Below are 13,073 nucleotides of genomic sequence, written 5' to 3'. Positions count from 1 at the left end.
CGATCGGGGCCGCTGTCGTTTGGCGGGCCGGCGGCACAGGGTAGGGGAGGTAGATCCCCGTGTCCCCGGACCCCTGCAGGCTGATGCGAAACCGATACCTGGACCTGCTCCGCTTCCTGGCCATCGTTCGAGTCGTCGTCTACCACGTCACCGGGTGGGCCACCCTGACCCTGGTCTTCCCGGCGATGTCGGTGATGTTCGCGCTCGCCGGCTCGCTGATGGCAGCCTCGCTGCACCGCTGGGGTCCGACCGCCGTCGTCCGGCGGCTGCGTCGCCTGCTGCCGTCGCTCTGGGTGGTCGCCGCGGTCTTCGTACCGGCGATGCTGCTCACCGGGATGCCGCTGAGCCCGAAGGTGCTGCTCTGGCTCTTCCCGATCGCCGACCCGCCGGCCAACGACTGGGGCGCCCTGGCGCTGAGCGTGATCTGGTACCTGCGCGACTACCTCTGGTTCGTGCTCGCCTCGCCGATCGCGCTCTGGCTGTTCCGGCGCGCCCCGGTACCCACCCTGCTCGCCCCGTACGCCCTGCTCGCCGCGGTGGAGTTCGGGCTCTACCCGGCGGCGCCGGTGGTGCTGCGCGAGTTCGGCCTCTACTTCGGCGCCTGGCTGCTCGGCTTCGCCCACCAGGCCGGGATGCTGCGCCGGCTGGCCAACCGGGTGCTGTTGCCGGTCGCCCTGGTCCTCGCCGCGGCCGGCGGCGCGTGGATCGTCACCCACCCGGGTCCGCGCGGCTTCGACCTCAACGACAACCACCTCGGCAACGCCCTCTGGTCGGCCGCCTTCGTGCTCGTCCTGCTGGGCCGGGCGCCGTCCGGCGCGGCCTGGCTGGGCCGGTTCCCCCGGTTCGACCGGCTGGTGACCGTGTTCAACCGGCGGGCGCTGACCGTGTACCTCTGGCACATGCCGTTCGTGGTCGCGCTCACCCCGCTGGTCGACGTGGTCGGCTGGTCGCACCGGGACCCGGTCGGCCTGGCCATCCGGGTTGCCCTGGTCTTCGCCCTGGTCGCGGTGGTGACCGCGCTGCTCGGCTGGGTCGAGGACGTGGCGGCCAACCGCCCGCCGGAACTGGTCCCCGGAGGCCGGCGGCCCATCGCGGCCCGGCCGGCCCCGGCCCGCTCCGGTCGGGGCGGCGGGCCGGCGGCCGGCGAGCCGGTGCCGTCCAGCCCGCCGCCCGCCGGGGCCGCGCACCTGCCCGCGCCGGGCGTGCCGGCCAGCGGTCGGGCCGTGGTGCCGGCGCCACGCGATGCCGGAGAGCCGGAGACCGTGGAACTCAGCGCTGGGCGACCGTGATGTTGCCGCTGCCGGTGCCCACGTCGATCACCAGCCGCGCGGTCGGGTCGTCGGGCACGGCGACGTGCACGTCGCCCGAGCCGGCCCCGGAACGGACCCGGTAGGGGCCAGGGGGCACGAGCAGCGTGACGTCGCCGCTGGAGGCGTGCGCGCGGGCCGAGGCGGCGGTGCTCAGCTCCAGGGTGACGTTGCCGGAGCTGGCCTCGGCGTCCACCTCGCCGCCGAGCCGGCGGGCGGTGATGTCGCCCGAGGAGGCGCGCAGGGTGACCGGGGCGGCCACGTCGTCGACGTCGATGTTGCCGGAGCCGGTCTCGGCGCGTACCGGCCCGCTGGCGCCGCTGACCCGGATGTTGCCCGAGCCGAGCCGGAACTCCACCGGGCCGACCCGGCTCAGGTCGACGTCGCCGGAGCCGGTCTCGCCCTGGACCGAGACCCCCTCCGGGGCGGTGATCTCGTAGGAGACGCTGCACCGGTTGCCGCAGTCGGCGTCCAGCACCAGCTCGGCGCCCTCGATCTCGTACCGGGCGTCGGGCTGGCCGCCCTGGTAGCGCACCACCCGCTTGATCCGTACCTCGCCGGCCGGGCCGCTGGCCCGGACCACCACGTCGCCGGAGCCGGGCAGCACCCGGATAGTGGTGATCGGCGCCGCCTCGGTGTTGTCGTAGTCGAGGCGCCGGAAGGAGAGGTTGTCGCACCCGGCGAGGACGATGAGGGTGGCGGCCGCGGCGACGGCGGCGGTGGTTCGGTGCAGTGCCATGGCGAGCACGCTACGGCGGATCCCGGGCGCCACACATCGGGGACAGCCGGCCGCGCACCCCGAACCGACCCTGATTTCGCACCCCGAGGGAGAATGACCCGATGGCCGGGTACCGCCGACAGCTCTACCGCGACGACGCGGTGGTCCTGCGCGTACAGAAGCTCGGCGAGTCCGACCGGATCATCACCCTGCTCACCCGCCGACACGGTCGGTTGCGCGCGGTCGCCCGCGGCATCCGGCGCACCACCAGCAAGTTCGGCGCCCGGCTGGAACCGTTCGGGCACGTCGACCTCCAGCTCGCTGGCGACCCGAAGGGCAACCAGGGCAGCTCGCTGCACACGGTGAGCCAGGTCGAGGGGATCGACCTCTACGGCAAGCGGTTCCTGGGTGACTACCCGCGCTACACCGCGGCCAGCGCGATCGCCGAGACGGCCGAGCGGCTCACCCCGGTGGAGCGGGAGCCCTCGCTGCGGCTGTTCCAGCTCACCCTCGGTGCGCTGCGCGCGCTGGCCGGCGGCAGCCACGCCACCACCCTGGTGCTCGACGCCTACCTGCTGCGCGGGATGGCGCTGGCCGGCTGGGCGCCGGCGCTGACCGCCTGCGCGGTCTGCGGCACCCCGGGGCGGCACCGGGCCTTCTCCGTACCGGCCGGGGGAGCGGTCTGCCCGGACTGCCGCCCGCCGGGCGCGGCCCACCCCGCCCCGGCCACCATCGACCTGATGTCCGCGTTGACCAGCGGCGACTGGCGGGTCGCCGACGCCACCGAGGCGGGCGTACGCCGGGAGTGCAGCGGCCTGGTCGCGGCGCACCTGCAGTGGCACCTGGAACGCGCGCTACGCTCGCTGCCGCTGGTCGACCGAGGTGCCCCGGCGCCCGGCGCGGAAGGCGCGAGCAGGGAGAAGAGCGAGTGATCCGATCCATGAGGGCCGGCCGGCGCGAGCCGGTGCCGCCGACAACGCACCCGTCCGGCGCCCGGCCGCCGGCGCTGCCCCCGGAGGCGGTGCCCCGGCACGTCGCCGTGGTGATGGACGGCAACGGCCGGTGGGCCAAGGAGCGCGGGCTGCCCCGCACCAAGGGTCACGAGGCCGGCGAGTACTCCCTCTTCGACACCATCGAGGGCGCCATCGAGCTGGGCATCCCCTACCTGTCGGCGTACGCCTTCTCCACCGAGAACTGGCGGCGCTCGCCGGAGGAGGTCCGCTTCCTGATGGGCTTCAACCGGGACGTCATCCGCCGCCGCCGCGACCAGCTGGTCGACCTGGGCGTCCGGGTGGTCTGGTCCGGCCGGGCCGGCCGGCTGTGGAAGAGCGTGATCTCCGAGTTGCAGACCGCCGAGGAGATGTCCCGCGGCAACTCCACGCTGACCCTGCAGTTCTGCGTCAACTACGGCGGGCAGGCCGAGATCGCCGACGCGGCCGCCGCGATCGCCCGGGACGCCGCCGCGGGCCGGCTCGATCCGGCGAAGGTCACCGAGAAGACGGTGGCGAAGTACCTCTACCACCCGGAGGTCCCCGAGGTGGACCTCTTCCTCCGCCCCTCCGGCGAGCAGCGGATCTCCAACTACCTGCTCTGGCAGACCGCGTACGCCGAGCTGGTCTTCCTCGACACGCTCTGGCCGGACTTCGACCGCCGGCACCTGTGGTACGCCTGCGAGCTGTACGCGCAGCGGGACCGGCGCTTCGGCGGCGCGCTGCCCAACCCGGTCGCCCCGACCACCTGAGGGCACGCTTACCCGTCCGTCACGCTGGGTATCAATCCGGTCAGCAGTCACTGACGGAGGTGAACCCACATGATCCAGAAGCGCATTGCCCAGTGGGCGGTGATGGCGATCGCGGTGCCGCTGGCGGCGGCCGGCGTGCGCCGGCTGAGCCACACGCTGGAGGCCCGGCGCGGCCCGTCCGGGGTCACCCGCCTGCTCACCAAGGGCGCCGACCTGATCCGCCCGCAAGAGCCCAAGCGTCGGCGCTTCTTCTGAACCGTTCCGGGGCCGCGTCCGATGGCGTCGGCCCCGCTCGGCGCCGCCTCCCCGCGGCGCCGCCCCCGCCCCGGCCCGGTGGCCGACCGGGGGTTCCTGGTGTTCGGCGACAGTCACCCGTCCGGGTGGACCGCCCACCGGAACCGCCCGGTCGACCCCGGGCCGGGGTTGGTGGTTTCCGGGGTGGGTGGGGGTGGCAGTGCCTAGGATCGGAGTCGGGGGTACGCCCCGGACCGCGTCGAGCCTCGGGGGTGGGGATGCGGGATCTCCGCTACAAAATGATCATGGCGCTGAACGCCGCCGACCTCGGCGACCCGATCTGCGAACAGGTGGCCGAGATCTGCGCCGAGATCGCCGAGCAGCACTGCGCCGAGTTCGGCCACACGCCCCGGCTGCGCTCGGGCGAGATCGCCGAGCTGGCCACCGGGGAACCGGCCCTGACCTGGGCCCCCGCGCCCAGCGACACCGGGCAGCGTGCCTGGTGACGCTGCCCGTTCCGGGGGTGGACGTACGGCGGGCCGACGGCCGCTTCGCCACCCAAATCTCCTGGCTCGACTCGAAGCACTCCTTCTCGTTCTCCCGGCACTACGACCCGGCCAACACCCACCACGGCCTGCTGCTGGTCAACAACGACGACGTGGTCCGGCCGGGCACCGGCTTCGAGACCCACCCGCACCAGGACATGGAGATCGTCACCTGGGTGCTCCGCGGGTCACTGGTGCATCAGGACTCCACCGGGCACTCCGGGGTGATCTATCCCGGGCTGGCCCAGCGGATGAGCGCCGGCACCGGGATCCTGCACTCGGAGAAGAACGACTCCTGGCGGCTCGACGGCCGCGACCCGCACACCGATCCGGTCCACTTCGTACAGATGTGGGTGCTGCCCGACACCGAGGGCGTCGACCCCGGCTACGAGCAGCTGGAGATCGACGACCAGTTGCTGCGCGGCGGCCTGGTGCCGGTGGCCTCCGGCATGGACCGGTACGACGGGGCGTCGGCGATCCGGATCCGCAACCGGTACGCCACCCTGCACGCCGCCCGGCTCCAGCCGGGCGACGAGGTGATCCTGCCGGACGCGCCCTTCGTGCACCTCTACGTGCCGGCCGGCGCGGTGACCCTGGAGGGCAGCGGCCCGCTCGACACCGGCGACGCCGCCCGGCTCACCGGCACCGGCGGCCAGCGGGTCACCGCCACCGACCCCGCCGAGATCCTGGTCTGGGAGATGCACGCCACCATCGCCTGACCCGCGACCCCGACCACGAGGCCGCCGCCCACGCGGCGCGGGGTGGGGCGGTCAGGCCTCCAGTTCGGAGCGGTCGCCGGCCCAGCGGGTGTGGAAGGTGCCGTCGCGGTCGACGCGGTGGTAGGTGTGCGCGCCGAAGTTGTCGCGCAGGCCCTGGATGAGGGCGGCGGGTAGCCGCTCGGCGCGCAGCGCGTCGAAGTACGCCAGCGAGGAGGCGAACGCCGGCGCCGGCACCCCGGCCCGGGCCGCCTCGGCCACCACCCGCCGCCAGCTCGGCACGCCGGCGTTGACGGTGTCCGCGAACCAGGGCGCGACCAGCAGCGTGGGCAGATCGGGCTGCTCGTCGTACGCCTGCCGGATGCGGTCCAGGAAGCGGGCCCGGATGATGCAGCCGCCCCGCCAGATGGTCGCGGTGCCGCCCAGGTCGATGCCCCAGTCGTACTCCCGGCTGCCGGCGCGGATCTGGTCGAAGCCCTGGGCGTACGCGACGATCTTGCTGGCCAGCAGCGCCCGCCGGACGTCCTCGACGAACGCGTCCCGGCCGGCGACCTGCCACTTCTTCTCGCCGGCGTCCGGGAACGCCCGGCGGGCCGCCGCCCGCTGGTCGGCGTGTCCGGACAGCGAGCGGGCGAAGGTCGCCTCGGCGATGCCGGTGATCGGGATGCCCAGGTCGAGGGCGCTCTGCACGGTCCACCGGCCGGTGCCCTTCTGCTCGGCCCGGTCCAGCACGACGTCGACGAACGCCCGCCCGGTGGCCGCGTCTCGGTGCCCCAGCACGTCGGCGGTGATCTCGATGAGGAAGGACTCCAGCTCGCCGGCGTTCCACTCGCGGAAGATCTCCGCGAGCTCCGCCGGCTCCGCGCCCAGCCCGGCCCGCAGCAGGTCGTACGCCTCGGCGATGAGCTGCATGTCGGCGTACTCGATGCCGTTGTGCACCATCTTCACGAAGTGCCCGGCGCCGTCCGGGCCGATGTGCCGGCAGCACGGCACCCCGTCCACCTGGGCCGCGATCTTCTCGAAGATCGGCCCGAGCTTGCGGTAGGACTCGGCGGAGCCGCCGGGCATGATGCTCGGTCCGCGCAGCGCGCCCTCCTCGCCGCCGGAGACACCGGTGCCGACGAAGTGCAGCCCGTGGCCGCGCAACGCCTCCTCCCGGCGCCGGGTGTCGGCGAAGTGCGCGTTGCCGCAGTCCACCACGATGTCGCCGGCGTCCAGCAGCGGTACCAACTCGTCGATCACGGCGTCGGTGGGGCCGCCGGCCTTGACCATGACGATCACCGCCCGGGGGCGCTCCAGCGCGGCGACGAAGTCGGCCATCGACTCGGCCGGCACGAACGTGCCCTCGTCGCCGTGTTCCGCGACCAGGCTGCGGGTGCGCTCCGGCGAGCGGTTGTGCAGCGCCACGGTGAAGCCGTTGCGGGCCAGGTTGCGGGCCAGGTTCCGGCCCATCACCGCCAGCCCGGTCACCCCGATCTGTGCCGTCGCCTGTTCGGCCATCCGTCCGCCACCTTCCGCCGTCGACACCTGCCGCTGCGACCGTATCGCGGCCGGGACCACCGGCACGCCGGACATCGACAGCAGGTGACCGCGGCGTCGCGGCGCGTCGGTCCGGCCCTCGTCGGTAATTCGGCTGCGCGGGTCCGGGTGGGGCGGTACCGTGTGGCCATGCGCAAGTGACGCCCCACCTCCGAGCCGGCCCGCCGCCCTTGCCGTGGGTCCGCGTGCTCCCGGGCGTCCGCATTCCCCACCTGCCGCAGCGGCGGTGGTGTCCTCCGTGGTCGGTTCCGGCGAGCAGTCCCGAATCCGTACGGCCGTCGCCCGACGGTCACCTGACGAGCCGGACCGTCCGGTCGCCCGCGCCCAGCGCCGGCCGGAACGGTCCGTAGACAAGGAGGCACCGGATGCCCGCCAAGCGCAATCCGAAGAAGTCCCGCAGCAACCTGCCCACGCCGTCGGTCGCCGACCTGACGCCGGTCAACCTCGACCAGGTGGCGGTCGCGCCGGTGTCGCCGGCCGGTCCGGTGTTCCCGGCCGGCCGGCCCACCGCCCCGAAGGCCGGTCCGCCGGCCTCCGGCGGCGGCAAGGCCGCCGGCCGTACCCAGCGGGCCGGGCAGGCCCGCCGGTACGCCTTCCGGCGCAGCTGACCGGCCCCGGGGTGGAGGTGCCGCCGTTCACCAGCGGCGGCCCTCCGCCCGGTAGCCATCCAGCGGCTCTCCGCTCGGTGGTTGCGCTGCCCGGCGGCCTCCTGGCCGATGGCCCTCCGCACCTCCGCCGGTGGGCCCTCGCCGGCCGGCGGCGCTCAGCCGATCAGCGGGCGGAAGGTGCCGAGCAGCACGCTGACCGTCAGGGCCGCGCCGGCCAGCGCCGCCGCCCCGGCGACCAGCAGGGCGTCGGCGGCGGCGAACCGCTGCCGGCGGGCGACCGTGCGCGGGGTGCCCGCGTCGAAGCCCCGGGCGTCCATCGCCACCGCCAGCCGGGTGCCCCGCCGGATCGCCCCGACCAGCAGCGCGAACGCGGTCGAGACGAAGAGCCGCAGCTTCGCCAGCGGGTTCCGCCCGGCGTCCACCCCGCGCGCCCGGCGGGCCAGCGTGATCATCTGCCACTCCTGACCGAGCAGCGGCACCAGCCGGAACGCGGCCAGCGCCCCGATGGCGAACCGGGCCGGCGCCTTCGCGTTCTGGATCAGCGCGTCGGCCAGGTCGGTCGGGTCGGTGGTGGCGAAGACGATCACGCCCGGCAGTGCCACCGCGAACATCCGCAGCACCAGGCCCGACGCGGTGAGCAGCACGCCGGAGGTGACCATCACCGGACCGGCCTCCACCAGCACCCGGCCGGACCGCTCGGCGGCGAAGAGCACCAGGGTGACCAGGATGCCGACCGCGCCCAGCAGCAGCGGCCAGGCGCGCCGGGCGAGCACCCGGAACCGGACCCCGAACAGCGGCAGCACGGCCAGTTCGGCGGCGACCGCGATCGCCGGTGCCACCGGGTCCAGGGTGGCGATCATGATGAACGAGAAGACCAGGGCCGCGGCCAGCTTGGCCACCGGGTTGCGCCGGGCCAGCGGGGCGTCCGGCGCGGCGACCGGTTCGAGCGTGATCACGGCCGGCTCAGGGTGATGGTCCGGTCGGCCAGCGCGGCGACGAACTCCGGGTCGTGGGTCACGGTGACCACGCCGTGCCCGGCGTCGCGCAGCTCGGCGAAGAGGTCCACCAGCTCCAGCCAGGTCCGCCGGTCCTGGCCGAAGGTGGGTTCGTCGCAGATCAGCAGCCGGGGCGCGGTGGCCAGCGCGGTCGCCACGCTCAGCCGCCGCGCCTCGCCGCCGGAGAGGGTGTACGGGTTGGCGGCGGCCAGCCGCTCCAGCCGGAGCCGGGCGAGCAGCGCGTCCACGGTGGCGCGTACCGCCGGCTCGGACGATCCGGTGCGGCGCGGCCCCAGCGCCAGCTCGTCGAAGACGGTGCCGGTGACGAACTGGTGCTCGGGATCCTGGAAGACCGAGCCGATCCGGCGGGCCAGGCCCGGGGCGCGCCACCGGTGCGGGGGAGTGCGGGCGTCCGCGCCGGCCAGCGCCGGGCTCGCGGTCACCGTGCCGGTACCGGGCCGGAGCAGCCCGCCGAGCAGCAGGGCCAGGGTCGACTTGCCGGCCCCGTTCGGGCCCAGCACGGCGAGCGCCTCGCCGGCGCGTACCGCCAGGTCGGTGGGGGCCAGCCGGGGCGGCAGGCCGAGCCGGTCGGCGGCGAGCAGCCGGTCGCCGGCCGGGGCGACGGCCCGGCGCGGCGGCACCGGACGGCCCGGCACCCAGACCCCCTCGGCGGCGAGCGCGTCGCCGTGCGCGCCGAACACCGCCTCCGGGGTGCCGTCGGCGCGCACGCCGCCGCCCGCCTCCAGCACCACCACCCGGTCGACCAGCGGCAGCGCGTCGGCGACCCGGTGTTCCACCAGGATCAGCGTGGTGTCGGCGTCCAGCGCCCCGGCGACCGCCTCCCGGACCAGCGCGGCGCCGGCCGGGTCGAGATTGGCGGTGGGTTCGTCGAGCAGCAGCAGGCCGGGGCGCAGGGCGAGCACCCCGGCCAGGGCGAGCCGCTGCTGCTCGCCGCCGGAGAGCGCGGCGGTGGGCCGGTCCCGGTGGTACGGGAAGCCGACCCGGCGCAGCGCCTCGTCCACCCGGGCCCAGATGTCCCCGGCGGGCACCCCCCGGTTCTCCAGCCCGAACGCGACGTCGTCGCCGCTGCGGGCCATCACCAGTTGGCTCTCCGGGTCCTGGAAGACGATGCCGACCCGTTCCCGGCCCTTGCGCGGGTCGAGCCCGTCGATCTCGACGGTGCCCTCCTGCTCACCGGAGTCCTCCGGCAGCAGGCCGGCCAGCGCGGCGAGCAGCGTGCTCTTGCCGGCGCCCGAGGGGCCGAGCAGCAGCACCCGCTCCCCGCTCTCCACCCGCAGGTCGACTCCCCGCACCGCCCACGCCCGCCGCCCCGCGTGCCGCCACCCGAACCCCCGCACCAGCACGGAACTCACCCTCCCACCCCCGCCGAGGCAGGGTCGATCATGAGGTTGTTGCCGCGACACGCCGGTGCGGAGGGCAACAACCTCATGATCGACGAGGTGGGGCGGGGGCGGTGTGGCATGGGCGGGTCAGACCAGGGTGCGGTCGCGGGCGGCGGGAAAGCGGTCCAGGGCGCCGGTGCCGGCCAGGGCCCGGGTCAGGTACCAGCCGCCGACGCCGGCGATGATCGCGGCGCTGACCACGGTCAGCAGCGCGTACGGGATCCGGTAGCTGCCCAGCGCGTAGTCGACGTTCCAGACGAAGAAGTCGAACAGCGCCGCGCCGAGGCCGGTCAGCGCGCCGGCGAGCAACGCGGTCGGCAGCCGGAACGAGCGGTACCGGAAGGCGGCGAAGGCCAACTCGGCGCCGAGACCCTGGATCAGGCCCTGGACGATGGTGATCCCGCCCCATTCGGAGCCGAGCAGCGCGGAGATCGTCGCGGCGACCGCCTCGCAGAACAGCGCCGCGCCGGGCTTGCGGATGACCAGGCCGCCGAGCACCGCCGGCACCAGCCAGACGCCGTACATGACCGCCTGGGCGGCCGGGAAGAACGCGAACGCCGGGTCGACGGCCCGCCACAGCAGGCCCCAGGCCCAGAAGATGACGCCGAAGGCCACCGCGATCACCGCGGCCACGACGATGTCGATGGTGCGCCACCGGTTGTTGGTGGGGTGAGTCATGAGTGCTCCCAGTCCTGAGTGCGAACCAGGAGAGGACGCACGCCGCGCCCGGTGTCCCGGACGGCGGCGCGGCTGGAGGTCGACCGAACTCCCTGCGCTGGCATTACCCAGATCAGGTTCGAGGGTCTGCGGGTGGTGCCCGCACTCTCAGCGCTGTGCGCTCCCCTGTCGGATGTGAAGTTGTCCCGGCAGACGCTAGCACCGCCGGCAGCGCCGGGACGAGCCGCCCGCGCCGGCTGGGTAGGCTGCCGATCATGCGCATCGACGCCCGAGGGTTGCGGTTCGAGGTACGCGTCGGCGGCCCGGAGGGCGGCGACCCCGTGCTCCTGCTGCACGGCTTCCCGCAGCACGGCGGCGAGTGGGACGACGTGGTCCCGGCGTTGCACGCCGCGGGACTGCGCACGTACGCGCCGGACCAGCGCGGCTACTCGCCCGGCGCGCGGCCCGAGGCGGTCGAGGCTTACCGGATGGACGAGCTGGTCGCCGACGCGCTGGCCGTGCTGGACGCCCTCGGCGCGCCCACCGCGCACGTGGTCGGCCACGACTGGGGCGCGCTGGTGGGCTGGGAGTTGGCCGTCCGGCACCCGGAGCGGGTGCGCACGCTGACCGCGGTCTCCGTGCCGCACCCGGCCGCCATGGCGTACGCGCTGGCCAACGACCCGCAGCAGAAGGTGCGCTCGGCGTACATCGTGCTGTTCCGGCAGCCCGGCAAGGCGGAGAAGGTGCTGCTGGGGTTGAACGCCACGGCGCTGCGCCGGCTGCTCGGCGGGGTCGGCGACGCCGACCGGGTGGCGGCGTACGCCGAGCCGATGCGCGAGCCGGGCGCGCTGACCGCCGCACTGAACTGGTACCGGGCGATGCCGTCGCGGACGGAGCTGGCCGCCACCGGCCCGGTGACCGTGCCGACCACGTTCGTCTGGAGCGACCAGGACGTGGCGATCGGCCGGACCGCCGCCGAGGCGTGCGCCGCGCGGGTGACCGGGGACTACCGCTTCGTGGAGCTGGCCGGGGTGAGCCACTGGATCCCGGACGAGGCGCCGGCGCCGCTGGCCGAGGCGATCCTGGCCCGGGTACGCGGACTGGCCTGACGGCCGACGCGAGGTGCAGGCAGCGATGGACGGAGGAAGCATGACGGTGAGTGCCGAGGACTACCTGGCAGTGGTGACCGAGACGATGGGCCGGGTCGCCGCCAGCCAGCGCGAGGCGGTCGGGCGGGCGGCCGACCTGATCGCCGACGCGGTACGGACGGACGGCGTGGTGCACGCCTTCGGCACCGGGCACTCGGAGGCGCTGGCGATGGAGATCGCCGGCCGGGCCGGCGGGCTGGTGCCGACCAACCGGATCGCCCTGCGGGACCTGGTGCTGCTCGGCGGCGAGCCGGTCGACCTGCTCGGCCCGACCCTGGAGCGGGACCCGTCGGTGGCGCACAAGCTCTACGACCTCGCCCCGGTCCGCCCCGGGGACGTCTTCGTGCTGGCCTCCAACTCCGGGGTCAACGGCGCCATGGTGGAGTTCGCGTCCCTGGTGAAGGAGAAGGGGCACGCCCTGGTGGCGATCACCTCGGCCCAGCACTCGGCCCGGATGACCTCGCGTCACCCGTCGGGTCGCAAGCTCGCCGACTTCGCCGACGTGGTGCTGGACAACGGCGCCCCGTACGGCGACGCCACCCTGCCGCTGCCCGGCGGCGGCGCGGTCGGCGCGGTCTCGTCGATCACCGCGGCGCTGCTGGCCCAGCAGATCACGGTCGAGGTGGTGGCCCGGCTGCTGGCGGCGGGGGAGCGCCCGCCGGTCTACCTGTCGGCCAACATCGCCGGCGGGGACGAGCACAACCACGAGCTGGAGGCCCGGTACGCCGGCCGGATCCGCCGCGGGGCCTGAACCGGGGATTTCCTGGCCGCGAGGCGCCCGGGCCGGTGCCGCGCGGCCCCGGTGGTGAGCCGGTTTCGTGACGCGTGCGGTGGGGCATCAGCGTTGCTGCCGGCGGGCTGGACCCGCCGGCAGTAGCGGCTCACCGGAGGTGGCTCCCGTGTCGAAGGAAACCGAGCGGCAGCGCTGGCAGCGCAACTTCGCCGACCTGCTCCAGGAGTTGCGGGTCGCCCAGACCGGTGTGCAGATCCTCTTCGCCTTCCTGCTCACCCTGCCGTTCAGCAACGGGTTCACCCGTACCAGCGGCTTCCAGAAGGACGTCTACATCGTCGCGTTGCTGGCGGCGGCCGCCGCCACCGCGATGATCATCTCGCCGGTGGCGTTCCACCGGGCGCTGTTCCGCCAGGGGCGCAAGCCGGAGCTGGTCCGCTTCGCCCACAAGATGGCCAGCGCCGGCCTCGCCTTCATGCTGATCTCGATGGTCAGCGCGGTGCTGCTGATCACCGACTTCGTGCTGGACCGGGCCGTCGCCCTGCTGCTCAGCGGTGTCGCCGGCCTGTGGTTCCTGACCTTCTGGGTGATCCTGCCGTTCGCCCGGCGCAACTGGGGCGAGGACGACATCGACGACGAGGACGACGACCCGCGGAGCATCCCCGGCGACTGAGCCGCGTCGAGAAAACTCGATCTTCACGGAACGCTACCCCTGGGTAACACCCGGGGGTA

The 13,073-nt window shown here is 74.5% G+C and carries 15 protein-coding genes and 1 riboswitch; of the genes, 10 read left to right on the top strand and 5 right to left on the bottom strand.

Annotated elements, in window-relative coordinates:
- Positions 1-83: 83 nt before the first annotated feature.
- Entirely contained in the window at positions 84-1,289 is a 1,206-nt protein-coding gene (locus FHX32_RS02725) for an acyltransferase family protein (protein WP_167179179.1), read from the top strand.
- Here the strand turns inward: FHX32_RS02725 and FHX32_RS02720 are convergent.
- Entirely contained in the window at positions 1,270-2,046 is a 777-nt protein-coding gene (locus tag FHX32_RS02720) for a DUF4097 family beta strand repeat-containing protein (protein WP_167179177.1), read from the bottom strand. The genes FHX32_RS02725 and FHX32_RS02720 overlap by 20 nt on opposite strands.
- Before the next feature lie 101 nt (positions 2,047-2,147).
- Here FHX32_RS02720 and recO point away from each other — a divergent pair, with 101 nt between their 5' ends.
- The 5 genes from recO (at position 2,148) to FHX32_RS02695 (ending at position 5,264) form a co-directional block, all read left to right on the top strand.
- Positions 2,148-2,957, top strand: coding sequence for a DNA repair protein RecO (gene recO / locus FHX32_RS02715; RefSeq protein ID WP_167179175.1), 810 nt, complete (start codon positions 2,148-2,150; stop codon positions 2,955-2,957).
- A gap of 8 nt (positions 2,958-2,965) precedes the next feature.
- On the top strand, positions 2,966-3,766 hold the full coding sequence (locus FHX32_RS02710) for an isoprenyl transferase (protein ID WP_167182116.1): 801 nt from the start codon (positions 2,966-2,968) through the stop codon (positions 3,764-3,766).
- A gap of 69 nt (positions 3,767-3,835) precedes the next feature.
- Positions 3,836-4,021: a hypothetical protein gene (locus FHX32_RS02705; protein WP_167179173.1), complete on the top strand. Its 186-nt coding sequence runs from the start codon at positions 3,836-3,838 to the stop codon at positions 4,019-4,021.
- 284 nt (positions 4,022-4,305) lie between these two features.
- On the top strand, positions 4,306-4,506 hold the full coding sequence (locus tag FHX32_RS02700) for a thioredoxin reductase (protein WP_486480882.1): 201 nt from the start codon (positions 4,306-4,308) through the stop codon (positions 4,504-4,506).
- Entirely contained in the window at positions 4,503-5,264 is a 762-nt protein-coding gene (locus FHX32_RS02695) for a pirin family protein (RefSeq protein ID WP_167179169.1), read from the top strand. The genes FHX32_RS02700 and FHX32_RS02695 overlap by 4 nt, the downstream gene beginning before the upstream one ends.
- A gap of 51 nt (positions 5,265-5,315) precedes the next feature.
- Here the strand turns inward: FHX32_RS02695 and gndA are convergent, their stop codons facing one another.
- On the bottom strand, positions 5,316-6,761 hold the full coding sequence (gndA, locus tag FHX32_RS02690) for an NADP-dependent phosphogluconate dehydrogenase (protein WP_167179167.1): 1,446 nt from the start codon (positions 6,759-6,761) through the stop codon (positions 5,316-5,318).
- A 404-nt stretch (positions 6,762-7,165) separates the two neighbouring features.
- On the opposite strand from gndA, the gene FHX32_RS02685 reads away from it, so the two are divergent.
- Complete coding sequence (locus FHX32_RS02685) at positions 7,166-7,408, top strand: hypothetical protein (RefSeq protein ID WP_167179165.1); 243 nt, start codon at positions 7,166-7,168, stop codon at positions 7,406-7,408.
- A gap of 155 nt (positions 7,409-7,563) precedes the next feature.
- On the opposite strand, the gene FHX32_RS02680 is transcribed toward FHX32_RS02685, so the two are convergent.
- The 3 genes from FHX32_RS02680 to FHX32_RS02670 all read right to left on the bottom strand — a co-directional run bounded on the left by FHX32_RS02680 (position 7,564) and on the right by FHX32_RS02670 (position 10,484).
- Positions 7,564-8,364 carry a CbiQ family ECF transporter T component gene (locus tag FHX32_RS02680; RefSeq protein WP_167179163.1) on the bottom strand — a complete coding sequence of 267 codons (801 nt, stop codon included), beginning with the start codon at positions 8,362-8,364 and terminating at the stop codon, positions 7,564-7,566.
- Positions 8,361-9,776 (bottom strand): ABC transporter ATP-binding protein, encoded by a 1,416-nt coding sequence (locus tag FHX32_RS02675; protein WP_167179161.1) that lies wholly within the window; start codon positions 9,774-9,776, stop codon positions 8,361-8,363. Before FHX32_RS02675 ends, FHX32_RS02680 begins: the two co-directional genes overlap by 4 nt.
- Positions 9,777-9,893: 117 nt before the next feature.
- Positions 9,894-10,484, bottom strand: a complete 591-nt coding sequence (locus tag FHX32_RS02670; RefSeq protein WP_167179159.1) for an ECF transporter S component — start codon at positions 10,482-10,484, stop codon at positions 9,894-9,896.
- A 71-nt stretch (positions 10,485-10,555) separates the two neighbouring features.
- A riboswitch (TPP riboswitch) is annotated at positions 10,556-10,661 on the bottom strand.
- A gap of 77 nt (positions 10,662-10,738) precedes the next feature.
- Here FHX32_RS02670 and FHX32_RS02665 point away from each other — a divergent pair.
- The 3 genes from FHX32_RS02665 to FHX32_RS02655 all read left to right on the top strand — a co-directional run bounded on the left by FHX32_RS02665 (position 10,739) and on the right by FHX32_RS02655 (position 13,014).
- Positions 10,739-11,572: an alpha/beta fold hydrolase gene (locus FHX32_RS02665; protein ID WP_167179157.1), complete on the top strand. Its 834-nt coding sequence runs from the start codon at positions 10,739-10,741 to the stop codon at positions 11,570-11,572.
- A 40-nt stretch (positions 11,573-11,612) separates the two neighbouring features.
- Positions 11,613-12,362, top strand: a complete 750-nt coding sequence (locus FHX32_RS02660; RefSeq protein WP_167179155.1) for an SIS domain-containing protein — start codon at positions 11,613-11,615, stop codon at positions 12,360-12,362.
- Between the two features lie 148 nt (positions 12,363-12,510).
- Entirely contained in the window at positions 12,511-13,014 is a 504-nt protein-coding gene (locus FHX32_RS02655; RefSeq protein WP_167179153.1) for a DUF6328 family protein, read from the top strand.
- Positions 13,015-13,073 lie beyond the last annotated feature (59 nt).

Source organism: Micromonospora sp. CNZ280, from assembly GCF_011759515.1.
Note: the sequence above shows the minus strand (reverse complement) of the source record. Positions and strands in the feature narration are given on the sequence as shown.

What these genes read in the sequence shown, in the direction of transcription:
- FHX32_RS02725 (WP_167179179.1), top strand. Translation starts at nt 84, where the DNA reads ATGCGAAACCGATACCTGGACCTGCTCCGCTTCCTGGCCATCGTTCGA.
- FHX32_RS02720 (WP_167179177.1), bottom strand. Translation starts at nt 2,046, where the DNA reads ATGGCACTGCACCGAACCACCGCCGCCGTCGCCGCGGCCGCCACCCTC.
- recO (WP_167179175.1), top strand. Translation starts at nt 2,148, where the DNA reads ATGGCCGGGTACCGCCGACAGCTCTACCGCGACGACGCGGTGGTCCTG.
- FHX32_RS02710 (WP_167182116.1), top strand. Translation starts at nt 2,966, where the DNA reads ATGAGGGCCGGCCGGCGCGAGCCGGTGCCGCCGACAACGCACCCGTCC.
- FHX32_RS02705 (WP_167179173.1), top strand. Translation starts at nt 3,836, where the DNA reads ATGATCCAGAAGCGCATTGCCCAGTGGGCGGTGATGGCGATCGCGGTG.
- FHX32_RS02700 (WP_486480882.1), top strand. Translation starts at nt 4,306, where the DNA reads ATGGCGCTGAACGCCGCCGACCTCGGCGACCCGATCTGCGAACAGGTG.
- gndA (WP_167179167.1), bottom strand. Translation starts at nt 6,761, where the DNA reads ATGGCCGAACAGGCGACGGCACAGATCGGGGTGACCGGGCTGGCGGTG.
- FHX32_RS02685 (WP_167179165.1), top strand. Translation starts at nt 7,166, where the DNA reads ATGCCCGCCAAGCGCAATCCGAAGAAGTCCCGCAGCAACCTGCCCACG.
- FHX32_RS02670 (WP_167179159.1), bottom strand. Translation starts at nt 10,484, where the DNA reads ATGACTCACCCCACCAACAACCGGTGGCGCACCATCGACATCGTCGTG.
- FHX32_RS02665 (WP_167179157.1), top strand. Translation starts at nt 10,739, where the DNA reads ATGCGCATCGACGCCCGAGGGTTGCGGTTCGAGGTACGCGTCGGCGGC.
- FHX32_RS02660 (WP_167179155.1), top strand. Translation starts at nt 11,613, where the DNA reads ATGACGGTGAGTGCCGAGGACTACCTGGCAGTGGTGACCGAGACGATG.